This window comes from Nitratireductor thuwali (assembly GCF_036621415.1).
Lineage (GTDB): Bacteria > Pseudomonadota > Alphaproteobacteria > Rhizobiales > Rhizobiaceae > Chelativorans > Chelativorans thuwali.
The window spans coordinates 3,442,079-3,465,955 of sequence record NZ_CP030941.1; the positions used below are offsets into that span (position 1 = coordinate 3,442,079).

Sequence of the window (23,877 nt, forward strand, 5' to 3'; positions counted from 1 at the left end):
GCTCTACGGTTGTGACCTGCCGCCGCGACCCTGCGCCACCACCCCCCTCTGCCTTGCGCTAGCCTTTGTCCGGCGTGGCCGCCACGGCTGGCTGAGGCCAGAATGCGACGCGGCCGAAGCCGGGGAGAAGGAGGGCCGGGTCGTGAAAGTCGGCGCCCGCCACAAGGCCGAGCAGGTTGACCTCCACGCCCCATCGACTGGCCGCGAACCCCGCCAGGCCGCCCAGCGAAAAACGGATGCCGCCGCGCGCGCGGTCATAGGCGAAGAATGCCCAGCCGGGCTGATAATCGCGGCCGATGGCATTTGACGGCATGGTAACCCCCAGATCGGGCACGCTGCGCAGCACATGGGCGACGAAAGAGTTGGAGTTCGGTCCCGGCCAGATCGAGTAGTCGCCCCGCGCCGCGTAGGGATAGGCGGCGATGGCTTCCCGGACGAGCGGAATGAGCCTTTTCGCCTGGTCGCCCGAAATGGCTTTCACCACATAGGGCGGGTTGGAATACCAGCGGCCATCGGGCGGGTAGGCGTTGCGGCGGATCGGACTGCCCCAGCCGACCTTGTCGTAGCGCTCATAGGCGCCGCCTTCGTCCTTGAGCACGATCCACGTGTGGACCGAAAGCGCGCCCTTCAGGCCGCCGGTGCGGGCGGCAAGCACATAGATGACCGGACCGTCCGCCAATTCGGCCGGCGTAAGCAGGCCCGACGCGCTCCAATCGGCCGCGCGCCAGGAGGCGGGGCGCTCCTTCATGGTCCACCATGCGCCGAACAGCAGGACGGGCAGGATGAAGAGGCTGAAAATAATCGCGATCGTGAGCTTGATTTTCCGCACGGCGCCCGTTCTTTTCCACATCCGACAAGACGAAGCTGAACCCAGCGCAGCATAGTGGTGAGACAATGGCAAATTCTGTTCGGGCGGCAAATCCCGTTCTGGTGGAAGTGACGCGCGGTAAAATTGTCGAGAGCCGCCACTGCGGCGCCGTCGCCGTCTTCGACGCGGAAGGCAAGGCGGTGCTGGAGATAGGCGACACGCAGCGGCCGGTCTTTCCGCGCTCGGCGGTGAAGGCGATCCAGGCGCTGCCGTTCGTCGAAAGCGGTGCTGCCGATGCGTTCGGCTTCGGCGAACGCGAGATCGCGCTGGCCTGCGCCTCCCATTCGGGCGAGCCCGAACATGTCGCGCTGGCCCTTTCCATGCTCGAACGCGCCGGCCTCGGAGAGGAAGCCTATGAGTGCGGCGCGCACTGGCCGACGCGGCAGGAGGCAACGGTCAAGCTGGCGCAGGGCGGCGGGGCGCCCGGCGCGGCACATAATAATTGCTCGGGAAAACACGCCGGGTTTCTCTGCACCTGCCGGCACATGGGCATTGACCACAAGGGCTATGTCGCCCTTGGCCATCCGGTCCAGGAGGCGGTGCGGGAGGCGATGGAGGCGGTGACCGGCGCCGCCCATTCGACCGATCTATGCGGCACGGACGGCTGTTCCATCCCCACCTATGCGGTGCCGCTGCAAAGCCTGGCCAGGGGCTTTGCCCGGTTGGCCACCGGCAACGGGCTGGGCCGCGAACGCGCCCGCGCGGCCGGGCGGATCATCGCGGCCTGCATGGCGGAGCCGTTCTTCGTCGCCGGCACGAAGCGCGCCGACACCGTGATGATGCAGATGGGAAAGGGCCGGATCTTCACCAAGACCGGGGCAGAAGGCGTCTACTGCGCTGCCATTCCCGAACGCGGCCTGGGCATTGCGGTCAAATGCGATGACGGCGCCGGGCGCGGTGCGGAGGTCATGGTCGCGGCCGTGCTGGCCGGGCTGTTGGGCAAGGACGACCCGCTGGCCGCCGAACTGGACGGGCTGGCGCGCCCGACATTGAGGAACTGGCGCGGTATCGAAGTGGGCGGGATGCGCCCGGCGGTAGCGCTGACGGAGACCATGACGTAGGGTATCCGGGGCGTAGGACTCCGGGGCTTAGGATATCTGGTTGCCAGCCACCGTCAGATGCGCGAAGCCGCTGTCATTGCCGGTCGCCAACTCGCCCGTGGCGGCATCGGCCCAGCGGTAGCCGACGATGGCTCCGTGCTCGCTTTCCGAGATGACGTTATCGGAGATGACGGCCGAACCGGAGCCTTCGACGACGGATACGGCAATGCCGGTTCCCGATCTGCGGATGACGTTGCCGGTGGCCGCAACGTTGCGCAGGAAGGGTCCCCAGCCCAGGTGCATACCGTAGGTCGGCGCGTTCTCGACGACATTACCGGTGGCCGCGCAGTCGGCTTCCACCGCGATGCCAGTGCCGAAACCCGGCGCGCTGGCCTCGTACGGCCCCGACTTCGACAGGTTGCGGACGAGGTTTCCGGTGCAGGTGGCGAGCCGTCCGCCTTCGTTAAAGTTGACGATGGAGATGCCGTTCGCCGCGCCGTCGACGATGTTGTTGGCGATCACCGCGCCTTCGAAGGAGAATTCGCTGTAGATCGCGGTCTCGCCGGAATGCAGGCAGCGATTGCCGATCACCTGGAGATTGCTGCCGCCATTGGAGCGGATCGCCGAGAATGCGCAGGCGGATACGTGGTTTCCCGAAATCGAGACGTCGTTTGCGCGGTAGACATTTATGCCGTTGCCGAACTGGCCGGTGCCGCCCTGGTCGGCCCGAATGTGGGCGATGCGGTTGCCGGTGACGCGCGTGCCGTCGGCGCCATAAGCGCTGCGATGAACGAGAATGCCGCCATTGGCGCAGTGGCGCACGTCGTTTCCGGCGATGTCGAGGGCGCCGGCGTCGACGCTGAAGATGCCGATATCGGCGGCGTGCTCTATTCGTGTCCGCCGGATGCGGCCGGAGGCGCGTTCGAGCGCGATACCGCTCCTGCCGCTGTTGACGACGGCGCAGGAGGCGATGTCGAGCGCTGCTACGCCGCGCAGGTCGAGAAGCGCGTTGGCTCCGCCCGAAAACCAGCGATGCGCGCCGTCGAAGGTCAGTCCCGCCAGATGAAGGACGCCGATGTCATCGCCCCGGAAGATGGGGCCGTCGCCTGCGGGCACGAGCCGCGTGGCGCCCTCGATCCCCATGAGCCTCGTGCTGCGCGGCAGAAGGATGCCGGAAACCAGGTAGGTGCCGGGCGGCAGGAAGATGGGCTGGTCACTGGAGGAAGCCTGCTCCAGCATGGCGGAAAAGGCGCGGGACTGATCACCGGCTGCGTCCGGCCCGACGCCGAAGGTCGCGGCGCTTACGGCACCGGACATGGCCGCCGCGGCCGGGCTTTGGGCTGTGGCCCAGCCCGAGACACCGAATGCCGCACCGGCTGTAAGGAACCTGCGTCTGTTCAATTCCGGCACATCCTCTTGGCTGCGCATAAGGGTGATGCAAGGGCTGTGCCGGTGGTGAGGATTGTGCGCTCCTATGTGTTGCAGCCTTCAAACCGGGACGGTGAAGTCCCGAAAAAAGGCCGCGATACCTTCCTCATCGATCTCTCCCGAAGCGGTCATCAGTACGAGTTGTATGACTTCCTCCTGCTCCGCCTCCATGCTGAGCCCGTTGAAGAACAGGAAAAGATCGGCGGCCGCGAGCGCCGTCCGCTTGTTGCCGTCGACAAAGGGATGGTTCTTGGCAATGCCAAAGAGATAGGCTGCCGCTAGCGTACACAGGTCGGTGTCTTCATAGGCCTGCTTCTGCAAAGGGCGATGCAAGGCCGACTCCAGGGCACCCTCGTCGCGGATGCCGCTGGCGCCGCCGTGCAGACGCAGTTGTTCCAGATGAAGCGCCTCGACGAAATCGCGCGAGTGAAACTCGATCACTTGGCGAGAACGCGATAGGCTGTCTCGTATTTCTTCATGCGCTCGCGCGCTATCTTCATTTTGCGCTCGAGTTCCTGCGGGTCATCCGAGTGCGGCTTGAGCCGCAGTTCATGCCCATCCTCAAGCAAGTTCAGTGTATCACCGGCCCGCAGATTATGCCGCTCCAGCACCTCCTTGGGCAGGATGACGCCTTCGGAATTGCCGATCTTTCGGATGGTGACGTTCATGGCTGACTGCCTCGTTTCGGAGTATGTTATAACACAAGATATAACATGGAGGCGGATATTTCAAGACGCCGCGCGCTTTTCGCTGGCCAGCAACTCGCCGAGCAGGCGCTCCGCCGCCTCGGGGATGACCGTTCCGGGCGGGAAGATCTCCGTCGCGCCGGCCTTGCGGACGGCTCCATAATCGTCTGGCGGAATGACGCCGCCCGCTACGATCATGATGTCGCCCCGGCCGCGCCTGTCCAGCGCCTCCCGGAGCTCTGGGATAAGCGTCAGATGGCCCGCCGCGAGCGAGGACGCGCCGACGATGTGCACGTCCTTTTCGTCGGCAAGCGCGGCAACCTCGTCCGGCGTCTGGAACATGGCGCCGACGGTGACGTCGAATCCCAGGTCGCCGAAAGCGGTGGCGATAACCTTCTGCCCGCGGTCGTGACCGTCCTGGCCGATCTTTGCGATCAGGATGCGCGGCGGCGTGCCCGTCTTTCCCTTGAAGGTCTCGACGAGCCCCTGGACGCGGTCGACGGCGGCGTTCTCGCCGATCTCCTTGCGATAGACGCCGGAAATGGTGCGTATATCGGCGACATGCCGGCCGAACACCTTTTCGAGCGCCAGCGATATTTCGCCGACCGTGGCCTTGGCGCGGGCGGCGCGGATGGCGAATTCGAGGAGATTGCCGCCTTGCTCCGCCGCCTTGGCGAGCGCTGACAGCGCCGTCTCGACATCGCCGACATTGCGCGTGCCCTTGAGCTGCTGCAGCTTGGCAAGCTGGCGTGCGCGCACCTCGGCATTGTCGACCTTGAGCACGTCCACTTCCATATCCTGCGAGGGCCGGAACCGGTTGACCCCGACGACCACCTGCTGGCCCGAATCGATGCGCGCCTGGGAGCGCGCGGCGGCCTCCTCGATCCGCATCTTCGGCACGCCCTTTTCGATCGCCGCAGCCATGCCGCCTAGGCTTTCGATCTCCTCGATGTGAGCCAGCGCGCGGGCGGCGAGGTCGTGGGTCAGCCGCTCCACGAAAGCCGATCCGCCCCAGGGGTCGATGATCTGCATGGTGCCCGATTCGAGCTGGAGAACGAGCTGCGTGTTGCGGGCGATGCGGGCGGAATGGTCGGTCGGCAGCGCCAGCGCCTCGTCGAAGGAATTGGTGTGCAGCGACTGCGTGTGCCCCTGCGTCGCGGCCATGGCTTCAATCATGGTGCGCATGATGTTGTTGTGCGGATCCTGCGCCGTCAGCGACCAGCCGGATGTCTGGCAATGGGTGCGCAGGGACAGGGAGCGCTGGTCCCTTGGCGAAAAGTTCCGCTTGATGAGTGCCGCCCACAGCATGCGCGCCGCCCGCATCTTGGCCACTTCCATGAAGAAGTTCATGCCGATGCCCCAGAAGAAGGAAAGGCGCGGCGCGAAGCGGTCGATGTCGAGGCCGGCGGCAATGCCGGCGCGGGCATATTCGATGCCGTCGGCGATGGTGTAGGCGAGCTCCAGATCCGCCGTCGCGCCGGCTTCCTGCATGTGGTAGCCGGAAATCGAGATGGAATTGAATTTGGGCATGTGCTCCGCCGTGTAGGCGAAGATGTCCGAGATGATCCGCATCGACGGCTTGGGCGGGTAGATATAGGTGTTGCGGACCATGAACTCCTTCAGAATGTCGTTCTGAATGGTGCCCGCGAGTTGCTTCTGGTCGACGCCCTGTTCCTCCGCCGCGACGATGTAGAGCGCCATGATCGGCAACACGGCGCCGTTCATGGTCATCGACACCGTCATCTGGTCGAGCGGGATTCCGTTGAAGAGCTGGCGCATGTCGAGGATCGAATCGATGGCCACGCCGGCCATGCCGACGTCGCCGGCCACGCGCGGATGGTCGCTGTCATAGCCGCGATGGGTGGCAAGGTCGAAGGCGACGGAAAGACCTTTCTGGCCGGCGGCCAGATTGCGCCGGTAGAAGGCATTCGATTCCTCGGCCGTGGAGAAGCCCGCATATTGGCGGATCGTCCACGGATGGCGGACATACATGGTGGGGTAGGGGCCGCGGACGAAGGGGGCGAAGCCGGGAAAGCTGTTCAGGAACGGCAGGCCCTCAAGGTCGGCCTCGCCGTATCGACGCTGGACCGGGATGCCCTCCGGCGTCTCCCGGGTCTCGGAGGTCGCCGACTTCTCGGAAGCCGGCGAAGGCGGCGACCAATCGATCCGGGAAAAGTCGGGAATCATGCGGCCACCCCAGATATTTCCTCTAGTCGCCGGCCGGGACGAGCATTTCGTCTATCCTGATCGCCGATAGCTGCTCGCACGAAACCGCACCATCTTCGGGCATGGGTTGGCGGCCGGCCTTGAGGATGTTGATCGGGCGCTCGTTTTCGGCGCGATAGACCGTGGTGCCGACGATGGCGCGTGTCCCATCCGCGTATTTGGCGTGGCGCCGGATACGGGCTTCGGCGATGCGCTTCTGAATGCGGCCCGCTGCCAGGCTGCGCAGGACGCCGCCCTCGGCCTCGATGCGGCGGAACTCTTCCCAGGCCTTCTCGCACAGGCTGGCCGTGAGCGCTTCGATGGCACCGGATCCCGCGGCCGGATCGGCGACGAAATCGAGATGGCTTTCGCCCGAAAGCAGAAGCTGCGTGTTGCGGGCCAGCCTGCGGGCGAAGCCGTCCGGCAGGCCGTGGGCGATCGTATGCGGCAGGACGGCGATGGAATCGGCTCCCCCCGCGGCGGCAGCGAACGCGGCGATGGTCGAGCGCAGTATGTTCGTCTCCGGATCGAGACGCGCCATCATGCGATAGGACGTCTCGGCGTGGACGGTGACCGGAGAGGGGTCGATCGAACACGTCTCCAGCATGCGTGCCCAAAGCTTCCGCACGGCCCGTATCTTGGCCATGGACAGGAACTGGTTCTGGTCGACGCTGGTGGCAAAGCCGATATGCGGCGCCGCGTAAACGAGCGGCTGGCGGGCCTGCTCGAACATGCGCAGGTGCGAGACCGCCGAGGACAGCATGATACCCAGTTCCTGAGCCTCGGTCGCGCCGGCATTGTGAAAGACGCGGCCATCGGCCTCAAGCAGAACGCCCGGCAGGGCCATCGCGAAGAAACCTGCCAGCGACTGCGGCATGGAGGCTTCCAGCGCGTCTATCGACATGCGCAGCCTGCCGGTGCCGGCGAAAAGGGATGCCGGGTCCACGCCGAAGGAAAGCGAAAGCTTCTCTGGATCGGCGCGCCTTCCCTGGAGAAGCTGGGCCACCCAGTCGATGGAGGCGCGGCTTTGCGGATGGACGTCTATGCGCAGCCGCACATCGCGCAAGGCTATGTCGGCGAGCACCGCCTCAAGCGCCTGCGGCCCGGCTGGCAGGCCGTAGCCGAACGCATTGGGCGCGCCGGCGAAGATCAGCGACAGCCCCGTCGCGCCCTGCTCCAGGTCCTCGCGCGCCTGCGCGTTGGCCCGCGCCTCGTCGGGATCGTCGATGCGCTGGATGATCGTCCAGGGAACGGAAGGCCGGACGCGGGTGAGCGCCTGCGCGTCCTCCGCCCGGTCATAGAGCGGAGCCACGCTTATTCCGTCATCCGTCTCATGCGACAGCGCGGCCACGCCCGCCTCGCCGCCGAGGGATTTTGACACGAGCGAGAGCCATTGTTCCCTGTCGATCTCGGGAAAATCCGCCCTGGTCAGGACCGTGCGATCCATTCTGCCTCCTCAACACCCGACGGCGTGCTTTCAGAAAAGCACGATACGTGGCTTCATCAATTTACAGTGTCGTTTGCGCCTCCAAAAGGGCGCACGGCACCTTGATCAAGCCGCGAGTTTAGGATGCCCTTCCTCGCGCTGCAATGCACTAGCGGGAGACAATGTCTCAACGTGCTCAAGTGGTGAATCCGCGGCTACCTCAACCGGCGCATGCACGCGGACCGGGCGCAGGCAAGTATGGATTGTCGCAGCGGCCGGCACTGACTATAGGATTGGACCTTGCAGGAACGGGCGGGCAACAGGAGAGGCGAGGGCATGACGTCGGAAGACAGCATTTTTCTAGGAGCCAGCCGGCATAACGACGACACCTATCAGCGGGCGGAGCGCCTGCTGCTGAAATACGCCAACCGGCATGGGCTGGTGACGGGCGCGACCGGCACAGGCAAGACGGTGACGCTGCAGATATTGGCCGAAGGCTTCTCCAACGCCGGCGTCCCCGTTTTCTGCGCCGACGTCAAGGGCGACCTCTCCGGCATTGCTGCGATGGGCGAGGAAAAGGATGTCCTGGCCAAGCGGGCGGCAACGATCAAGCTGGACCCCTACGAGTTCCAGGAATTCCCCGTCATTTTCTGGGACCTTTTCGGCGAGAAGGGCCATCCCATCCGCACAACCGTTTCCGAGATGGGGCCGCTGCTTCTGTCGCGCCTGATGGACCTGTCGGAAGCGCAGGAAGGCGTGATGAACATCGCCTTCCGGATAGCCGACGAGGAAGGCCTGCTGCTGCTCGACATGAAGGACCTGCAGGCCCTTCTTTCGCACATGGCCGAGCGCTCCGACGAACTGAGCACCCGGTACGGGAACGTGTCGAAGCTCTCGGTCGGCGCGATCCAGCGTTCGCTTCTGGTACTGGAGCAGCAGGGCGGCACGCATTTCTTCGGCGAACCCGCTCTGAAGATCGCCGACATCATGCGCACCACGCGCGACGGGCGCGGCGCGATCAGCGTGCTCGCCGCCGACAAGCTGATGATGAACCCGCGTCTTTACGCGACATTTCTTCTCTGGCTGCTTTCCGAACTGTTCGAGGAACTGCCCGAGGTGGGCGACCCCGACAAGCCCCGGCTGGTGTTCTTCTTCGACGAGGCCCATCTCCTGTTCAGCGAAGCGCCCAAGATCCTCATCGACCGGGTCGAGCAGGTGGTGCGGCTGATCCGCTCCAAGGGCGTTGGCGTCTATTTCGTGACGCAGAACCCGCTGGACGTGCCGGAGACCGTGCTGTCGCAGCTCGGCAACCGCATCCAGCATGCATTGCGCGCCTATACGCCGCGCGAGCAGAAGGCCGTGAAAGTGGCCGCCGAGACTTTCCGCCCGAACCCCGATTTCGACTGTTTCGAGGCCATAACGCAACTGGGCGTCGGCGAGGCGCTGGTGTCGACGCTGGAGGCCAAGGGCGTGCCCTCCGTGGTCCAGCGCACCCTCATCCGCCCGCCATCTTCCCGGATGGGGCCGCTGAGCGAGGCGGAGCGGCAGAAGATCGTCCAGCAGAGCCCCGTTGCCGGACAGTATGACGAGGGCGTCGATCGGGAGTCGGCGTTCGAGATGCTGCAGGAGAAGGCGGCCGCAAAGGCCAAGGCCGAAGAGGAGATGCGCGAGCGCGAGGAGGCGGACGACCGCGAAGGCTCACGCTGGACGCTGCCGGATTTCAGCGGCGGCTCCTCCCGGGGCTCAAGCACGAGGCGCACAAGCTCCTACCGCAGGCAGACGGTAACCGAGGCGGCCGTCAAATCCGTGGTGCGATCCATCGGAACGACGCTCGGGCGTGAGCTTATCCGGGGCATCCTGGGGAGCTTGAAGCGGGGACGGTAGAGCGGTTCCGTGCGCCCGGATGGACGCACGGAAACATGGGGATCAGACCGTGCGAATGCCGCCGCCGGTCACCAGGATCGGCGATCCTTCGGGAACCCGGTCGTAAAGATCGATCACATCCTGGTTGATCATGCGCACGCAGCCGGACGAGACCGATTTGCCGATCGTCCACCATTCGGGCGATCCGTGGACGCGGTAGAGCGTGTCCTTGCCGTCCTGATAGATATAGAGGGCGCGCGCGCCGAGCGGGTTCTGGAGGCCGCCCTCCATGCCGCCGTTCCACGTTCCCGTTTTCTTGTCGAAGACGGCTGCATATTTTTCCAGCTCCGGCTGGCGCTCGATCATCTCGGCCGGCGGGAACCATTTGGGCCAATGCTGCTTGCGAGCGATCTCGGCGCGACCGGCCCACTCGAAGCCGGCACGGCCGAGGCCGACGCCGTAGCGCAGGGCACGCCCGCGCTCGCGCACGAGATAAAGGAAGTGCTGCGACGTGTCGACGACGATCGTGCCAGGCCGCTCGCCGGTCGGGTCGGCAACTTCCTGCCGGAGGTAGCGTGGGTCGATCTTGTCGATGGGGATGGCCGGGAGCTCAAAACCGCCGTCGACCATGGCGCCGTACATGGCCCGGTAATGCGCCGGTCCCGTAGGTTCGGGCCGTGCGGGGACGGGCGGTGCGTCCGAGGGAACGGTCACGCAGCCTGAAAGGGTCAGCGCAGCGGCCCCCGCGCCCGTGGCTGAAAGAAAGCGTCGGCGGGTGAGTGAAATGGATGACTTTTTATCGGATGGCATCGGGTCTCTTCGCTATTTCGGTCAAAAATATTCTCTATTCGTGAAATGCAAGACCGCCCGTCACAGTTGCGTTGCGGACCATCCCCATATCTCCGAGGAAAGCAAGCGGATATGTCCCCGTGATTCGGGCCAGACGGTGAAATTGCCGCCGCCGGCCGCAACTTCCCGAGGCATATTGCTTTTATGCAACGCTTCGGGCAATGCCGCGCTTCATCAACTCGTTGTGACAAGTCCTTCAAGAGAAGGCAAAATCAGCGCCGGGCTGAAGTTCTCGTACTCGTCCGGCTGCTGCGAGCGATTGACCCAGACGGTCCTGAAACCAAACTTGGTTGCGCCCGCGATGTCCCAGCGGTTGGAGGACTGGAACGAAACCGCGTCGGGATAAAGGCGCCATGCGGTGGTAACCATCTCATAGACGGAGGCATCCGTCTTGAAGCGCCGGACGGCGTCGGCCGACAGCACATCGTCGAGCACGGTGTCGAGGGCGGCCGAGCGGACCGCCGCGTCGAGCATTGCCGGCGAGCCGTTCGACAGGATCGCAAGCCGCGCCCCGCCGGCCTTGAGCTTTTTCAGGACGGAGGGCACCTCTGGATAGCAATCCAGATGCCAGTAAGCCTCCAGCAGCCTGTCCCGCAGCGACCGATCGGCGGAAGGGACCTTGCGGAAGGCGAAGTCGAGCGCCCGTTCGGTCAGCGCCCAAAAGTCGCTGTAGGACCCCATGAGCGTTTCGACCCAGGAATATTCGAGTTGCTTGGCGCGCCAGATTTCGGACAGGAGCTGGCCTTCCGGGCCGATTTCGCCCGCATGCCGGCGCACGGCCGCATGGACGTCGAACAAGGTGCCGTAGGCATCGAAAACAAAAGCGGTGTAGCGCATGGTCAAACCCTTGAAATATGCAGACAATTGAGCGCAAGGACGGCCTTGGGTCAAGAAGGCCGGTGTCCCGCCCAAGCGCCTTTCCCTCTTCCATCCCTCAACGCCGACCGCGCACATCCGCTCCCTCGGCTTGCGCGCGGACGGAAGGGCGCGGGAGACCGCCTCGGCCAAGGCCCGTTCTCCTCGCCCGAACGGCCTCTACCCCCCGGCCAGGCAAAGGGCGGTGTTTGACGCCGCGCGCGGACGCGCTATTGATCTGGCCGTGAAAGAATAAAGAGGAACTTCCCGATGAATGCCGTGCCCGCAGCGCAATCCACCACCTGGACATTTCTCGACGGCGACTGGCACGAGGGCAATGTCGCCATCGCCGGGCCGCGCACCCATGCCATGTGGCTGGGCTCCTCCGTATTCGACGGGGCGCGCTGGTTCGAGAACGTCGCCCCCGATCTCGACCGCCATGCCGCCCGCGTCAACGCCTCGGCCACGAATCTCGGGCTCTCGCCGACAAAATCCGTCGAGGAAATCGTGGGGCTGACCTGGGACGGGCTGAAGAAGTTCGACGGCCGGACCGCCGTCTATATCCGGCCGATGTACTGGGCCGAGCATGGCGGCTACATGAGCGTGCCCGCCGATCCGCAGTCCACCCGCTTTTGCCTTTGCCTCTACGAGGCGCCGATGATCGCGCCTTCCGGCTTTACCGTTGGCGTGTCGCGCTTCCGCCGGCCGACGATGGAAACGATGCCGACCAATGCCAAGGCCGGCTGCCTTTATCCGAACAACGGCCGGTCCATCCTTGATGCCAAGGCGCGCGGCTTCGACAATGCGCTGGTGCTCGACATGCTGGGCAATGTCGCCGAGACGGGCTCCTCCAACATCTTCATGGTCAAGGACGGCGAGGTCTTCACCCCGGCGCCGAACGGCACTTTCCTTTCCGGCATAACGCGTTTGCGCGTGATGACGCTGCTGGCCGGGGCAGGCTACAAGGTGACCGAAAAAACCCTGCGGGTTCAGGACTTTATGGAAGCCGACGAGATTTTCTCCAGCGGCAATCATTCGAAGGTCGTGCCGATTACAGGTATAGAAGATCGCAAATTGCAGCCCGGACCGGTGGCCAAACGCGCGCGCGAACTATATTGGGAATGGGCGCATGCCGACCTTGCCGCCTGAGTGAGATCGGGAGCGCTCGACCGGGGCAGGCGTTGTCAAAATGCCTTTCCGACCCCATTTGCCAGATGTAGATTTTCAACCATTACGAGGGAGACCGATATGGCCTTTGAACTGCCGGACCTGCCTTACGACTACGAGGCGCTTCAGCCCTACATGTCGAGGGAGACGCTGGAATATCATCACGACAAGCACCACAAGGCCTATGTCGACAACGGCAACAAGCTCGCTGCCGAGGCCGGAATGGACAATTTGTCCCTCGAAGAGGTGGTCAAGCAGTCCTTCGGCAAGAATCAGGGCCTCTTCAACAATGCCGGGCAGCACTACAACCACATCCATTTCTGGAAATGGATGAAGAAGGGCGGCGGCGGCAAAAGCCTTCCCGGCGCCCTCGAAAAGGCCATCCAGAGCGACCTTGGCGGCTACGACAAGTTCAAGGCCGACTTCACCAATGCCGGCGCCACGCAGTTCGGCTCGGGCTGGGCCTGGCTGGCCGTCAAGAACGGCAAGATCGAGGTCATGAAGACGCCGAACGGGGAGAACCCGCTGGTGCACGGCGCAACGCCCATCCTGGGCGTGGATGTGTGGGAGCATTCCTACTACATCGACTACCGCAATGCGCGGCCCAAATATCTCGAGGCTTTCGTCGATAACCTGATCAACTGGGACTATGTCCTGGAGTGCTACGAGAAGGCCACCGGCTGACACCGCGATCCGAGAATCCAGACTGACGAGAACCCGGCTCCGGCCGGGTTTTCCTTATCGGAGGATCACTCACGAAAGCGTGATCGAATATCGAGGATTGTTAAGTTTCTTCAGCGCGCCAGCCGCTAAGGTGCAGCCGGGTGAAAAAGACCGGAGAGCGCAAATGAAATCGATCCTCCTATCCATTTCGGCCTTGATGATCTCGGTTGCAGGCGTTGCCGCGGCTGACGATCCGGTTGCCGTCCGCAAGGCCTTGATGCAGGCCTCGGCAGCTTCCGCCGCCGCGTCCGGCGGCATGATGAAGGGCGAGATCGCCTACAACCCGGCTGTCGCCAAGGCGGCGATCGCGACGCTGAACGCGGTCTCGCATGCCTATGGCGATTTCTTTCCGGAAGGCACCGGCGGCGAGGATACGTCGGCGTCGCCGAAGATATGGGAAGACGGTGATGCCTGGCAGCAGGCGTTGAGCAAGTTCCAGACCGACACGCAGGCCGCCGTCGAGGCTGCAGGCAAGGACGGTCCTGCCGATCTGGCCGCTTTCCAGGCAGCAATCGGACCTGTTTTGTCCAACTGCAGGAGCTGCCACGAGACCTTCCGTCTGCAGACGAACTAGGCACATGCGGCGCAAGATGCTGGCGCTTCTTGCCGTATTGGCGGCAGCAGGTGCCGTTTTCTGGTTCCTGACCGGGGCGGACGGGCTCGATGCCCGTGCGCTGGCGGCCATCGAGCCTGGCGATGCGGCCCGCGGCGAGCGGGTTTTCTGGGCAGGCGGCTGCAGCTCGTGCCATGCCCGGCCCGATGCGCAGGGCGACGCCAAGCTGGAACTGGCCGGCGGCCTCGCCCTGGCCACCGGCTTCGGCACTTTCGTCGCCCCCAACATCTCGCCCGATCCGAACGACGGCATCGGTGCCTGGAGCGAGGAGGATTTCGCCAATGCCATGCTGCGCGGCGTCTCGCCCGAGGGCGCGCACTATTATCCGGCGTTTCCCTACACCTCCTACGCGCGCATGGCGCCGCAGGACGTCGCCGATCTCTTCGCCTTCATCAAGACGCTGCCGCCCGTTTCCGGCGAAGCGGGCGGACACCAGCTTTCTTTCCCGTTCAATGTCCGCCGGGGCCTGGGGCTTTGGAAGATGCTCTACCTCGACGATGAGCCGGTGCTGGCGATCGGCGAGGACGCACCGCAAGAGGTGCGGCGCGGGCAGTATCTGGTCGAAGGGCCGGGTCATTGCGGCGAGTGCCATACGCCGCGCTCGTTCACGGGCGCGCTGAAGAAGGCCGAGTGGCTGGCGGGCGCGCCCGCGGCGGAAGGCGACGGCATCGTGCCGAACATCACGCCGGGCGAAGGGGGAATCGGCTCCTGGTCGGCAAGCGATATCGCCTATTACCTGGAAAGCGGCTTCACGCCCGATTTCGATTCCGTCGGCGGGGCAATGGCCGCGGTCCAGGCCAACATGGCGAAGCTGCCGGCCGAAGACCGCGAGGCCATCGCCGCCTACCTCAAGTCGGTTCCGCCCCGGCCGAACGGCTATCCGGCTTCCCGGTGACCTTCATCATGCCCGTGACCTTGAGCATGAAAGCGTAGGCGAGCGCCACTTCCTCCAGCCGGGAAAAGCGGCCGGAGGCGCCGGCATGGCCGGCCTCCAGATTGGTGCGCAGGAGGATCGGCTGGTCGCCCGCATTGTGCTCCCGCAGCCTGGCCACCCATTTGGCCGGCTCCCAATAGGTCACCCGAGGGTCGGTCAGGCCGGCGAGGGCGAAGATCGCCGGATAAGCGCGCGGGGCGACGTTGTCATAGGGCGAGTAGCTGCGGATCAGCGCGAAATCCTCGGCGCTGGCCAGCGGATTGCCCCATTCGGGCCATTCCGGCGGGGTGAGCGGCAGGGTGTCGTCGAGCATCGTGTTGAGCACGTCGACGAACGGTACCTGCGCCACGATGGCGCGGAACGCCTCGGGCGCCATGTTGGCGACCGCTCCCATCAGCATGCCGCCGGCCGAGCCGCCCTCGGCCACCAGCCGGTCGTGGCTGGTGTAATTTTCGGCCACGAGATGGCGGGCGCAGGCGATGAAGTCGGTGAACGTGTTCATCTTGCTCGAGCGCTTGCCGTCCTCGTACCAGGAAAAGCCCTTGTCCTTGCCGCCGCGCACATGTGCGATCGCGTAGACGAACCCGCGGTCGACGAGCGACAGCGGCGTGGTGCGGAAGGAGGCGGGGATTGTGATGCCGTAGGAGCCGTAGCCGTAGAGGAGGCAGGGGGCCGAGCCGTCGAGCGCGGTGTCCTTGCGGTAGAGCAGCGAGATCGGCACCAGCGCGCCGTCCCCGGCGGGCGCCATGAGGCGGCGGGTCACATAGTCGGAGGGCTCGTGCCCGCTTGGCACTTCCTGCGTCTTGAGGAGCGTGCGCTCGCGCGTGCGCATATTGTAGTCGAACTCCTGCGCCGGAGTGGTCATCGAGGAATAGGTGAAGCGGATCGTCCCGGTATCGTATTCGGCGGCGCCAATGAGACCGAGCGAGTAGGCCTCCTCGTCGAAGGCGATGGCGTGTTCGGCGCCGCCCGCCCTTTCGCGGATGACGATGCGCGGGAGCCCGTCGACCCGCTCTATGCGCACAAGGTGATCCTTGAATGCCTCCATGCCGATGATGAGCCGGCCCGGCTGGTGCGGCACGACCTCGCTCCAGTTCGCGCGGGAAGGATCCGCAGCCGGCGCGCGCACGATCTTGAAATCCTTGGCGCCGTCGGCATTGGTGAGGATGAAGAACTCGTCCCCGGCCGCCGCGAGGTCGTATTGAACCCCGGTCTCGCGCGCGGCGACGAGTTTCGGTTCGGCATCCGGCGTGGCTGCGGACAGGATCCGGTATTCCGTCGTCTCGTGGTCGTGGATCGAGATCATGATCCAGTCATTGGCAAGGCTCGCCCCGACATTCATGAAGAAACCGGCGTCGGTCTCCTCATAGACGAGGCGATCGCTCGCCGCGTCCTGGCCGATGCGATGATAGAAGACCTTCGAGGGGCGGTGATTGTCGTCGACCAGCGTGTAGAAGAAGCCGGCCGACCCGGCGTCGAACGCGCCCGAGCCGGCTGTGTTTTCGATCCGGTCGGCAAGGTCGGAGCCCGTTTCGAGGTCGCGCAGATGCAGCGTGTAGAATTCGGAGCCCTTGTGATCGGCGCTCCATAGCAGGCGGCGATGGTCCGGCGCATGCTCGATCGAGCCGATGTTGAAATAAGCCTTGCCCTCGGCCTCGCGGTCGCCGTCCAGAAGGATTTCCTGCTCGCCGCCTTCGGCGGGCCTGCGGAAGAAGTACGGATGCTCGCCACCCTTGCGGAAGGCGCTGCCATAGGCATAGGGGCCGTCCTTCATCGGTATCGAGGAATCGTCCTCCTTGATCCGGCCCTTCATCTCCTCGAACAGGGCTTTGCGCAGATCCTCGGTATCGGCCAGCATCGCCTGCTGGTATGCGTTTTCCGCCTCCAGATGCGCCCTTATATCATCGGCAAGAAGGGAGGGATCCTTCAGCACCTCCTGCCAGTTGTCCGCCCTCAGCCATCCGTAGTCGTCGATCAGCTCGACGCCGTGCCGGATCTGGCTTCTGGGCCGCTTCTCGGCTTTTGGAGCCTCAAGAGCCGGAAAGACGGATTTTGTCGGCATGAAGTGAACCTTTCTGGAGGACATGGAGACCAAGGTCTGGAGGGCCGGGGGGAACCGGCCTTCAGCTCCCATTCAAGATGGGTTTGAGACGATCGGCCATCGGGATAGCCGATGGTGCAAGGAGGAAGCAATGCGCATTTTTCTATTGGCTGCCGCGCTCGGCCTGAGCATGATCGGCAGCGCCGCCGAGGCGACGGTCTTCGCCGCCTGGGAGGTGACGAACGTGCCCTGGGGCGACACGCTCAACGTGCGGAAATACCCCGCCAGCCATTCCCAAAAGCAGACGGCCTATCCCAACGGCACCGTGCTCCAGATGACCGGCCGCTGCACTGGCGGGCTCGATCTCCTGTCGATTGCCGGCGATCCGGAGTGGCACCAGAAACAGGCCGTGCGCTACCGCTGGTGCGAGGTCTGGCACGATCCCGCGCGCAATGGGGACTTCGTCACCGGCTGGGTTTACGGCAGATATATCCAGCCCGCCGATTGATGCGAGGGTGGCCGGAGCACCGGTCACTTCGGCTCGAAATCGAGGGCATGACCGTTCATGCAATAGCGCAGGCCGGTGGGCTGTGGACCGTCGGTGAAGACGTGGCCGAGATGAGCGTCGCAATCGGCGCAGCGGATTTCCGTACGGGTCGAAAACCACGACCTGTCCACATGCTCGGCGACGGCATTCTCCTCGACGGGCGCATAAAAACTCGGCCAGCCCGTGCCGGAATCAAACTTGGTCTCGGATGAGAACAGCGGCCTTCCGCAGCCTACACAGCGATAGAGGCCAGGCTCCTTGTTGTCCCAGTAGGGGCCGGTAAATGCGCGCTCCGTGCCTTGCTGGCGCGTGACGTTGTACTGCTCCGGCGTGAGTTGCTCGCGCCATTCCGCGTCCGTCTTCTGCACTTTGAGATGCGTGTTGTCCGACATGTTCGTGCTCCTGACAATCGTGGCCCCTATGTAGTGCCGGCAGACCGGAAATGTCAGTCCTTCACGGAAACTTCAATCGCGTAGCTGCCGTGTGAATAAAGGGGCCGATTGTCGCGCCCGCCTTGCCCCGGGGAAAATGAGCGTCTATGTCCATTCGGAGTTTAGAGGTGTTCTTTTTCACCCGGGCAGTCGATATTCTTTGGAGCGGGGGACCTTCATGGAGGCGGATGGGCATTGGCTGACATTTCTTGTTCTGATGCTGCCTTTCGCCGGCGCTGCCATCGCACCCGTTCTGGTCCGCTTCTCCGGCCATAACGCAGCCTGGCTGCTGGCCCTCATTCCCGCCTTCATGTTCTATCATTTCACCGGATTCCTCGGCCCTGTCGCCGACGGGGAGACGGTGGTCGCGGGATATTCCTGGATACCTTCGCTGGACGTCGATTTTTCGTGGTACATCGACGGGCTGTCCCTGACCTTCGCCCTGCTCATTTCCGGGATAGGCGCGCTGATCGTGCTTTACGCGGGCGGCTATCTGAAGGGGCATGCGCATCTGGGGCGCTTCTTCTCGTTCATCCTGATGTTCATGGGCGCCATGCAGGGGCTGGTGCTCGCCGATGGCTTTCTGACGCTGTTCGTCTTCTGGGAACTGACGTCGATCACCTCGTTCCTGCTGATCGGCTTCGATCATGCCCGCGAAGCCTCCCGGCGGGCCGCGCTCCAGGCGCTGATCGTGACCGGGCTGGGCGGCCTGTCGCTGCTGGCCGGGCTGCTGCTCATCTGGAACATGACCGGCCTCGGCTCCATGTCGGCGCTGCTGGAGGCCGAAAGCGCGCTGCGCGAGGCGCCGCTTTACCTTGCCGCCCTGCTGCTGGTTCTCGGCGGCGCCTTCACCAAGTCGGCGCAGTTTCCGTTCCATTTCTGGCTGCCCAACGCGATGGAAGCGCCGACGCCGGTCTCCGCCTATCTGCATTCGGCCACGATGGTGAAGGCCGGCGTCTATCTGGTGATGCGCCTCAACCCGGTGATGGGCGACACCGTCGCCTGGGAAACGATCCTGCCGATCTTCGGCGGCACGACCCTGATCGTCGGCACGCTGCTGGCCGTGCGGCAGACCGACCTCAAGCTTATGCTGGCCTATACGACGGTCGCCTCGCTGGGGCTTCTGGTCATGCTGACGGGCTTCGGCTCGGAGAAGGCCGCCGAAGCGGCGGTGCTCTATCTGGTCGCCCATTCCATGTTCAAAGGCGCGCTGTTCATGGTCGCCGGCGGCATCGACCACGAGGCCGGCACCCGCGACATCACAAGGCTGGGCGGCATAGGCCGCGCCATGCCGATCACCTTTGCCGCCGCTGTCCTGGCCGCGATCTCCATGGGCGGGCTGCCGCCCTTCTTCGGCTTTCTGGCCAAGGAGGAAATCTATGCCGGTCTCTGGCAGGGCGGCGGCTGGAGCGGGCTGATGACGCTGGTGGCCATCGTCGGCAATGCGCTGATGTTCGCGATCGGTTTCGCCGTTGCGCTGAAGCCCTTCACCGGCCCCGAGGTCGAAACGCCGAAGCACGCCCATGAGGGCCCGGTGCTGTTGTGGCTCGGGCCGCTGGTGCTCGGCGTCGCCGGCCTGCTGACGGCGCTCGCTTCGACCCTGAGCCACCGCTTCATCACCAATCCGATGGCGAGCGCGGTGGTGGGCGAGCCGGTCGAGGTCTACATCTCCGTCGTGCCGCATGTCGGGCTGCCGCTGGCCCTGTCGGTGATCACCATCGTGCTCGGCGTGCTGGCCTATCTGATGCTGGCGCGCGGGCGAGAGGCCATGGCGGCGACGCTGAAGGCGATAGGGTGGGGGCCGGACCAGGGCTTCGATCAGGCCGTCAGAGGGTCCGTCCGGTTCTCCTCGGTCGTGACCGGCATCGTCCAGAACGGGCGCCTCGACTATTACATGACGGCGACCTTCGTCGCACTGGCACTGGCGCTGTTCGTTCCGATGATCCTGTTCGGCGAACTGCCCGCGGTGCCCGCTTTCCCCGACCTTCGGTTCTATGAATGGATCGTTCTGGCCATCGCCTTCATCGGCCTCGGCGCCGTCCTTTATGCGCGCGACCGGTTGACCGCCATCGTCTCGCTGGGCATTCAGGGCTTCGCCGTGGCGCTGCTGTTCATGCTTCTTGGGGCGCCGGATCTTTCGTTCACCCAGTTCATGGTGGAGACGCTGTCGGTTGTCATTCTGGCGCTTGTGATGACACGCCTGAGGCTTTCGCAGGCGGACCACCGGCCGACAGGCGAGAAGGCCGTGGACATAACCATCGCCGCAGCCTGCGGTGCGGCGCTCGGCCTGATGCTCCTGCGCGTGACGCAAGTGCCTTTCGACGACACGCTGAGCGTTTTCTTCGCGGAATACTCGCGGGCGATCGCCCATGGCCGCAACATCGTCAACGTGATCATCGTCGACTTCCGCGGGCTGGACACGCTGGGTGAGATCGCCGTGGTGATGATCGCCGGCCTCGCCATCCTCGCGCTGGTGCGCATCCGCGCCGGCAAACCGATCGCTGCCCCGAAGGGAGAAGGGTGAGATGCGAACGCTGATCTTCCGCACAATCGCGCCGTATCTGACCAGCCTGATGGTGCTGTTCTCGATCTTCGTCCTGCTGCGCGGCCACAACGAGCCCGGCGGCGGGTTTATCGGGGGGCTGATCGCGGCTTCGGCCTTCGCCATATATGGCATCGCCTGCGGTGTCTCGCCGGTCCGCCGCTCGCTCTATTTCCATCCCATGGCCATCTCGGGATGCGGGTTGCTGGTGGCCGCGGTATCGGGCCTTGTCTCCATATTCATGGAAATGCCGTTCCTGACCGGCCAGTGGGGCGTCATCAACCTGCTCGGCATGCCGGTGGATATTTCGACGGTGCTCTTTTTCGACATCGGCGTCTATCTCGTCGTCGTCGGCTCGATCACCTCGATTGCGCTGGCGCTGGAAGAAAGGGAGCGCGCCTGATGGAGACCGCACTCCCCGTAACCGTCAGCATCTTCTTCGCCGTCGCGATCTATCTGATGCTGTCGAAGCACATTATCCGCATTCTCCTGGGCGTTGCCATTTTCGGCAACGCGGTGAACCTGTCCATTTTCACCGCCGGTCGCGTGACGCGCGAGGTTCCGCCGATCATTCCTGTGGAACTGATGACGCCCGATTTGCCGACGGCCAATCCGCTGCCCCAGGCGCTCATTCTCACGGCGATCGTGATTTCCTTCTCCTTCTTCGCTTTCCTGCTGGTCCTCGCCTTCCGCTCCTACCAGGAGCTGGGAAGCGACGATACGGACTCCATGCGGGTCGCCGAACCCGAGGGCGAAGACCTACCCCCGCTTGGATATTGAACGGCATGGCAGTTGATCCCGGAAAGACAGTGGACATGGCGCGCGCGATGGTGATGGAGCCGGTCGCCGCCGCCGATTGGCTGGTGGTGGCACCCGTCGTCATCCCGCTCGTCTTCGGTGCCGTGATCCTGATGCTGCGCCACGAGACCAAGCTGCATGCGTGGACTGCCATCGCCGCGCTCGCCGCCACCCTGGCGGCCAATATCGGGCTCCTGGCGCGTGTCGTCGAAAACGGCCCGCTGGTAATGACGATGGGGCGCTGGCTGCCGCCTTTCGGCATCTCGTTCGCGGCAGACGCGCTGGGCGCGTCGCTGGCGCTGGTGGCAACGCTGGTGGCGCTGGTCTGCGCGGTCTATTCGATCTCCGACATCGGCGCGATCGGACGGCGATACGGGTTCTATCCCTTCATGCTCCTGATGATGGCCGGCGTCGGCGGGGCGTTCCTCACGGGCGACGTCTTCAATCTCTACGTCTGGTTCGAGGTCTTCCTGATCTCGTCCTTCGGGCTGCTGGTGCTGGGGTCCGAGCACCGCCAACTGGACGGCGCGACGAAATACGCCATCCTGAACCTCGTCGCCACGACGCTCTTCCTGACGGCGACGGCCTTTTTGTACGGCATCTTCGGTACGCTGAACATGGCCGACATTGCCCGCAAGGTCGACGGTTTGCGCGATACCGCGCCGCTGATGACGCTCGGCGTGATGTATCTCCTGGCCTTCGGCATGAAGGCGGCCGCGTTTCCCGTCAATTTCTGGCTGCCGGCTTCCTACCACACGCCGCGTATCGTGACCGCTGCGCTGTTCGGCGGCATTCTGACCAAGGTCGGCGTATACGCGCTGCTGCGCACGCTGGTCATGCTTTTCCCGCCCGAGCTCGAATTGCTGTCGGGCCTGATTGCCTGGGTGGCGGGGCTGACGATGGTGATCGGCATCATGGGCGCGCTGGCGCAGACGGATCTGCGCCGTGCCCTCGGCTTCGTCGTCATATCGGGCGTGGGCGTGATGATGGCCGGCCTGGCACTCGGGACGGGCGAGGGGCTTTCCGGCACGATCTTCTACGCTTTCCACTCGATGATCGTCATGGCTGCGCTTTATCTCCTGGCCGGGGTGATGAACGGTGTCGGCGGAAGCTACTCGATGCGCACGCTGTCCGGCCTCTATAGCGCCCATCCCATGCTGGCCGCCTTTGCGCTGCTCCTGATGCTGGCCGCCGCCGGGCTGCCGCCGGCCTCCGGCCTGTGGCCGAAGGTGATGCTGGTCCGCGCTTCGCTCGATGCGGGCTATCCGTGGCTGGCTTTTGCGATCCTGGCGACAGGGCTGCTGACGACGCTGGCACTGGGGCGGATCTTCATCCTCACGATCTGGCGCCCGCGGGCGCAGGAGAGCCTGGCCGCCCCGGTTTCGCCGAGGCTCGGCTACGCGGTCCTTGGGGCGCTGTCGCTGCCGATCGTCCTCATGGGGCTTTATCCCGACCCCTTCATCCGCGTCGCCCAACTCGCCGCGGGCGGTCTTCTCGATGCAGCGCCCTATATCGGGGCCGTATATCCCGAGGGAGCCGGCCAATGACCCTCTACCTGATCAACATACTCCTGGCGCTTGCCTGGACGGCGGTGACGGGTTCGTTCTCGCTGGCCAATATCGTGCTCGGTTTCGTGCTTGGCGCGGGCGCGATCTACCTTATCCGGGAACAGGTGGGCTCGCTCGGCTATTTCGCCCGGCTCGTCCGGCTGACCGGGCTGGCGGCGCTTTTTCTCTACGAGCTGGTGCTGTCGGCATGGCGGGTGGCGGTGCTCGTGCTGACGCCGAACATGGACCTGAAGCCGGGCATCTTCGCCTACCCGCTGAAGGCCGACCGCGATTTCGAGATAACGCTCCTGGCCAATCTCATCACCCTGACGCCGGGAACGCTCGCCGTCGACGTCTCCGAAGACCGCAAGTATCTCTATGTGCACGCGATCGATTGCTCCGATGTGGAAGCGCTGAAGCGGGACATAGCGGAGGGCTTCGAGCGCAAGATAATGGAGGCGTTCCGATGACCGATGGCAGCTACTTCCGGGACCTGGCGGAGCTCATCGCGCTCGCCGTGCTGAGCGCCTCCTTCCTGGTCGCCGTGGTGCGCGTCGTGCTTGGCCCGAGCCTGCCGGACCGGGTGCTGAGCCTGGACATGCTGGTCTTCGTCGCAATCGGCTTTATCGTCGTTTTGAGCATCCGGACCGGATATACGCTCTACCTCGACATAGCGATCGCACTGGGCCTGGTCGGTTTCCTGGCAACGATCGCCTTCGCGCGCTTCATCCTCAGCAGGCGCTATGAGGAAGAGCCCACCGCCAAGGACGAGCCCGGCGGCGCATATGGGGAGAGCAACAATGATTGACCTGCTGCAGAACCTGCTGGTCGGAACGCTTCTCATGATCGGCGCGGCTTTTACGCTGGTCGCCACCATCGGGCTGCTCCGCCTGCCTGACGTCTATACGCGCATGCACGCGGCGTCGAAGGCCGGTACGCTCGGCGCCGGACTGGCGCTCGTGGCGCTTGCCATCTTTGCCGAAGACCATGCGACGGTGACACGCGCGCTGGCGGCGGTCGTTTTCCTCATGCTGACCGCGCCCATATCCGCGCATCTGCTGGCCAAGGCCTCCTATGAGGCCGGCTACCGCCTCTGGGACGGTTCGGTTCACGACGACATGGCCGACGCCGACAAAGCCAAGCCATCCGACTGAGCTTCCGGTCCTTTCGCGCGTCGAAATGCCTGCGTCCGCCGGCACGCCGTGTCCTTTGTCCTCCGCGGTCGTCATCCGCTTAGATGCGACCGCAGCACGGCTGGCCCGGCGGCAGGCATTTCGACGCGCGAAAGGACGCGGTAATTGTTTTGGCCGGGCG

Annotated in this window: 24 protein-coding genes; 14 read left to right on the forward strand and 10 right to left on the reverse strand. The window is 64.5% G+C overall.

Annotated features, from left to right (window positions below):
• Window positions 1–58: 58 nt before the first annotated feature.
• Window positions 59–829: a DUF3750 domain-containing protein gene (locus NTH_RS16650; RefSeq protein ID WP_338531062.1), complete on the reverse strand. Its 771-nt coding sequence runs from the start codon at window positions 827–829 to the stop codon at window positions 59–61.
• Window positions 830–894: 65 nt separating this feature from the next.
• Here NTH_RS16650 and NTH_RS16655 point away from each other — a divergent pair, with 65 nt between their 5' ends.
• The gene (locus NTH_RS16655) at window positions 895–1,929 is read left to right on the forward strand and encodes an asparaginase (RefSeq protein WP_338531063.1); all 1,035 of its coding nucleotides are present in this window, start codon (window positions 895–897) and stop codon (window positions 1,927–1,929) included.
• Window positions 1,930–1,956: 27 nt separating this feature from the next.
• On the opposite strand, the gene NTH_RS16660 is transcribed toward NTH_RS16655, so the two are convergent.
• From NTH_RS16660 to NTH_RS16680, 5 genes are read right to left on the reverse strand one after another with little or no spacing between them, the layout of a single operon-like run.
• Entirely contained in the window at window positions 1,957–3,336 is a 1,380-nt protein-coding gene (locus tag NTH_RS16660) for a TIGR03808 family TAT-translocated repetitive protein (RefSeq protein ID WP_422392409.1), read from the reverse strand.
• Window positions 3,337–3,396: 60 nt separating this feature from the next.
• Window positions 3,397–3,777 carry a type II toxin-antitoxin system death-on-curing family toxin gene (locus NTH_RS16665; protein WP_338531065.1) on the reverse strand — a complete coding sequence of 127 codons (381 nt, stop codon included), beginning with the start codon at window positions 3,775–3,777 and terminating at the stop codon, window positions 3,397–3,399.
• Window positions 3,774–4,004, reverse strand: a complete 231-nt coding sequence (locus tag NTH_RS16670; RefSeq protein ID WP_338531066.1) for an AbrB/MazE/SpoVT family DNA-binding domain-containing protein — start codon at window positions 4,002–4,004, stop codon at window positions 3,774–3,776. The genes NTH_RS16665 and NTH_RS16670 overlap by 4 nt, the downstream gene beginning before the upstream one ends.
• Before the next feature lie 60 nt (window positions 4,005–4,064).
• Window positions 4,065–6,209 (reverse strand): methylmalonyl-CoA mutase, encoded by a 2,145-nt coding sequence (gene scpA / locus NTH_RS16675; RefSeq protein ID WP_338531067.1) that lies wholly within the window; start codon window positions 6,207–6,209, stop codon window positions 4,065–4,067.
• A 22-nt stretch (window positions 6,210–6,231) separates the two neighbouring features.
• On the reverse strand, window positions 6,232–7,674 hold the full coding sequence (locus tag NTH_RS16680; RefSeq protein ID WP_338531068.1) for a methylmalonyl-CoA mutase family protein: 1,443 nt from the start codon (window positions 7,672–7,674) through the stop codon (window positions 6,232–6,234).
• A 315-nt stretch (window positions 7,675–7,989) separates the two neighbouring features.
• Here NTH_RS16680 and NTH_RS16685 point away from each other — a divergent pair, with 315 nt between their 5' ends.
• Window positions 7,990–9,537 (forward strand): helicase HerA-like C-terminal domain-containing protein, encoded by a 1,548-nt coding sequence (locus tag NTH_RS16685; RefSeq protein ID WP_338531069.1) that lies wholly within the window; start codon window positions 7,990–7,992, stop codon window positions 9,535–9,537.
• A 42-nt stretch (window positions 9,538–9,579) separates the two neighbouring features.
• Here the strand turns inward: NTH_RS16685 and NTH_RS16690 are convergent, their stop codons facing one another.
• The gene (locus NTH_RS16690) at window positions 9,580–10,326 is read right to left on the reverse strand and encodes a L,D-transpeptidase (protein WP_338531070.1); all 747 of its coding nucleotides are present in this window, start codon (window positions 10,324–10,326) and stop codon (window positions 9,580–9,582) included.
• Between the two features lie 213 nt (window positions 10,327–10,539).
• Window positions 10,540–11,202 carry a haloacid dehalogenase type II gene (locus NTH_RS16695; RefSeq protein WP_338531071.1) on the reverse strand — a complete coding sequence of 221 codons (663 nt, stop codon included), beginning with the start codon at window positions 11,200–11,202 and terminating at the stop codon, window positions 10,540–10,542.
• A 288-nt stretch (window positions 11,203–11,490) separates the two neighbouring features.
• Here NTH_RS16695 and NTH_RS16700 point away from each other — a divergent pair, with 288 nt between their 5' ends.
• From NTH_RS16700 to NTH_RS16715, 4 genes are all read left to right on the forward strand, one after another.
• Window positions 11,491–12,369, forward strand: coding sequence for a branched-chain amino acid aminotransferase (locus NTH_RS16700; RefSeq protein ID WP_338531072.1), 879 nt, complete (start codon window positions 11,491–11,493; stop codon window positions 12,367–12,369).
• A 99-nt stretch (window positions 12,370–12,468) separates the two neighbouring features.
• Window positions 12,469–13,071 carry a superoxide dismutase gene (locus tag NTH_RS16705; protein ID WP_338531073.1) on the forward strand — a complete coding sequence of 201 codons (603 nt, stop codon included), beginning with the start codon at window positions 12,469–12,471 and terminating at the stop codon, window positions 13,069–13,071.
• 163 nt (window positions 13,072–13,234) lie between these two features.
• A complete protein-coding gene (locus NTH_RS16710) occupies window positions 13,235–13,684 on the forward strand; it encodes a c-type cytochrome (protein WP_338531074.1) in 450 nt (149 codons plus the stop codon).
• Window positions 13,685–13,688: 4 nt separating this feature from the next.
• The gene (locus NTH_RS16715; protein ID WP_338531075.1) at window positions 13,689–14,618 is read left to right on the forward strand and encodes a cytochrome c; all 930 of its coding nucleotides are present in this window, start codon (window positions 13,689–13,691) and stop codon (window positions 14,616–14,618) included.
• Here the strand turns inward: NTH_RS16715 and NTH_RS16720 are convergent.
• Window positions 14,572–16,719, reverse strand: a complete 2,148-nt coding sequence (locus NTH_RS16720; protein ID WP_338531076.1) for a S9 family peptidase — start codon at window positions 16,717–16,719, stop codon at window positions 14,572–14,574. The genes NTH_RS16715 and NTH_RS16720 overlap by 47 nt on opposite strands.
• 130 nt (window positions 16,720–16,849) lie before the next feature.
• On the opposite strand from NTH_RS16720, the gene NTH_RS16725 reads away from it, so the two are divergent.
• The gene (locus tag NTH_RS16725) at window positions 16,850–17,206 is read left to right on the forward strand and encodes an SH3 domain-containing protein (protein WP_338531077.1); all 357 of its coding nucleotides are present in this window, start codon (window positions 16,850–16,852) and stop codon (window positions 17,204–17,206) included.
• A gap of 23 nt (window positions 17,207–17,229) precedes the next feature.
• Here NTH_RS16725 and msrB read toward each other — a convergent pair whose 3' ends face one another.
• The gene (gene msrB, locus NTH_RS16730; protein WP_338531078.1) at window positions 17,230–17,637 is read right to left on the reverse strand and encodes a peptide-methionine (R)-S-oxide reductase MsrB; all 408 of its coding nucleotides are present in this window, start codon (window positions 17,635–17,637) and stop codon (window positions 17,230–17,232) included.
• A gap of 217 nt (window positions 17,638–17,854) precedes the next feature.
• On the opposite strand from msrB, the gene NTH_RS16735 reads away from it, so the two are divergent.
• The 7 genes from NTH_RS16735 to mnhG are packed head-to-tail and all read left to right on the forward strand — an operon-like array spanning window position 17,855 to window position 23,717.
• On the forward strand, window positions 17,855–20,200 hold the full coding sequence (locus tag NTH_RS16735; protein ID WP_338531079.1) for a putative monovalent cation/H+ antiporter subunit A: 2,346 nt from the start codon (window positions 17,855–17,857) through the stop codon (window positions 20,198–20,200).
• Window position 20,201: 1 nt separating this feature from the next.
• A complete protein-coding gene (locus NTH_RS16740) occupies window positions 20,202–20,621 on the forward strand; it encodes a Na+/H+ antiporter subunit B (RefSeq protein ID WP_338531080.1) in 420 nt (139 codons plus the stop codon).
• Window positions 20,621–20,998, forward strand: coding sequence for a Na+/H+ antiporter subunit C (locus NTH_RS16745; RefSeq protein WP_338531081.1), 378 nt, complete (start codon window positions 20,621–20,623; stop codon window positions 20,996–20,998). The genes NTH_RS16740 and NTH_RS16745 overlap by 1 nt, the downstream gene beginning before the upstream one ends.
• Window positions 20,999–21,003: 5 nt before the next feature.
• Window positions 21,004–22,563 (forward strand): Na+/H+ antiporter subunit D, encoded by a 1,560-nt coding sequence (locus NTH_RS16750; RefSeq protein WP_338531082.1) that lies wholly within the window; start codon window positions 21,004–21,006, stop codon window positions 22,561–22,563.
• Window positions 22,560–23,033 carry a Na+/H+ antiporter subunit E gene (locus NTH_RS16755; protein ID WP_338531083.1) on the forward strand — a complete coding sequence of 158 codons (474 nt, stop codon included), beginning with the start codon at window positions 22,560–22,562 and terminating at the stop codon, window positions 23,031–23,033. The genes NTH_RS16750 and NTH_RS16755 overlap by 4 nt, the downstream gene beginning before the upstream one ends.
• Window positions 23,030–23,371, forward strand: coding sequence for a cation:proton antiporter (locus tag NTH_RS16760; RefSeq protein ID WP_338531084.1), 342 nt, complete (start codon window positions 23,030–23,032; stop codon window positions 23,369–23,371). The genes NTH_RS16755 and NTH_RS16760 overlap by 4 nt, the downstream gene beginning before the upstream one ends.
• Entirely contained in the window at window positions 23,364–23,717 is a 354-nt protein-coding gene (gene mnhG / locus NTH_RS16765) for a monovalent cation/H(+) antiporter subunit G (protein ID WP_338531085.1), read from the forward strand. The genes NTH_RS16760 and mnhG overlap by 8 nt, the downstream gene beginning before the upstream one ends.
• Window positions 23,718–23,877 lie beyond the last annotated feature (160 nt).

Bases quoted from the DNA above. Each gene is read 5' to 3' on its own strand.
- NTH_RS16680 (WP_338531068.1), bottom strand. From the start codon at position 7,674: ATGGATCGCACGGTCCTGACCAGGGCGGATTTTCCCGAGATCGACAGG.
- mnhG (WP_338531085.1), top strand. From the start codon at position 23,364: ATGATTGACCTGCTGCAGAACCTGCTGGTCGGAACGCTTCTCATGATC.
- NTH_RS16685 (WP_338531069.1), top strand. From the start codon at position 7,990: ATGACGTCGGAAGACAGCATTTTTCTAGGAGCCAGCCGGCATAACGAC.
- NTH_RS16705 (WP_338531073.1), top strand. From the start codon at position 12,469: ATGGCCTTTGAACTGCCGGACCTGCCTTACGACTACGAGGCGCTTCAG.
- scpA (WP_338531067.1), bottom strand. From the start codon at position 6,209: ATGATTCCCGACTTTTCCCGGATCGATTGGTCGCCGCCTTCGCCGGCT.
- NTH_RS16755 (WP_338531083.1), top strand. From the start codon at position 22,560: ATGACCCTCTACCTGATCAACATACTCCTGGCGCTTGCCTGGACGGCG.
- NTH_RS16710 (WP_338531074.1), top strand. From the start codon at position 13,235: ATGAAATCGATCCTCCTATCCATTTCGGCCTTGATGATCTCGGTTGCA.
- msrB (WP_338531078.1), bottom strand. From the start codon at position 17,637: ATGTCGGACAACACGCATCTCAAAGTGCAGAAGACGGACGCGGAATGG.
- NTH_RS16655 (WP_338531063.1), top strand. From the start codon at position 895: ATGGCAAATTCTGTTCGGGCGGCAAATCCCGTTCTGGTGGAAGTGACG.
- NTH_RS16670 (WP_338531066.1), bottom strand. From the start codon at position 4,004: ATGAACGTCACCATCCGAAAGATCGGCAATTCCGAAGGCGTCATCCTG.
- NTH_RS16760 (WP_338531084.1), top strand. From the start codon at position 23,030: ATGACCGATGGCAGCTACTTCCGGGACCTGGCGGAGCTCATCGCGCTC.
- NTH_RS16750 (WP_338531082.1), top strand. From the start codon at position 21,004: ATGGCAGTTGATCCCGGAAAGACAGTGGACATGGCGCGCGCGATGGTG.
- NTH_RS16725 (WP_338531077.1), top strand. From the start codon at position 16,850: ATGCGCATTTTTCTATTGGCTGCCGCGCTCGGCCTGAGCATGATCGGC.
- NTH_RS16690 (WP_338531070.1), bottom strand. From the start codon at position 10,326: ATGCCATCCGATAAAAAGTCATCCATTTCACTCACCCGCCGACGCTTT.
- NTH_RS16735 (WP_338531079.1), top strand. From the start codon at position 17,855: ATGGAGGCGGATGGGCATTGGCTGACATTTCTTGTTCTGATGCTGCCT.
- NTH_RS16695 (WP_338531071.1), bottom strand. From the start codon at position 11,202: ATGCGCTACACCGCTTTTGTTTTCGATGCCTACGGCACCTTGTTCGAC.
- NTH_RS16720 (WP_338531076.1), bottom strand. From the start codon at position 16,719: ATGCCGACAAAATCCGTCTTTCCGGCTCTTGAGGCTCCAAAAGCCGAG.
- NTH_RS16740 (WP_338531080.1), top strand. From the start codon at position 20,202: ATGCGAACGCTGATCTTCCGCACAATCGCGCCGTATCTGACCAGCCTG.
- NTH_RS16745 (WP_338531081.1), top strand. From the start codon at position 20,621: ATGGAGACCGCACTCCCCGTAACCGTCAGCATCTTCTTCGCCGTCGCG.
- NTH_RS16660 (WP_422392409.1), bottom strand. From the start codon at position 3,336: ATGCGCAGCCAAGAGGATGTGCCGGAATTGAACAGACGCAGGTTCCTT.
- NTH_RS16715 (WP_338531075.1), top strand. From the start codon at position 13,689: ATGCGGCGCAAGATGCTGGCGCTTCTTGCCGTATTGGCGGCAGCAGGT.
- NTH_RS16700 (WP_338531072.1), top strand. From the start codon at position 11,491: ATGAATGCCGTGCCCGCAGCGCAATCCACCACCTGGACATTTCTCGAC.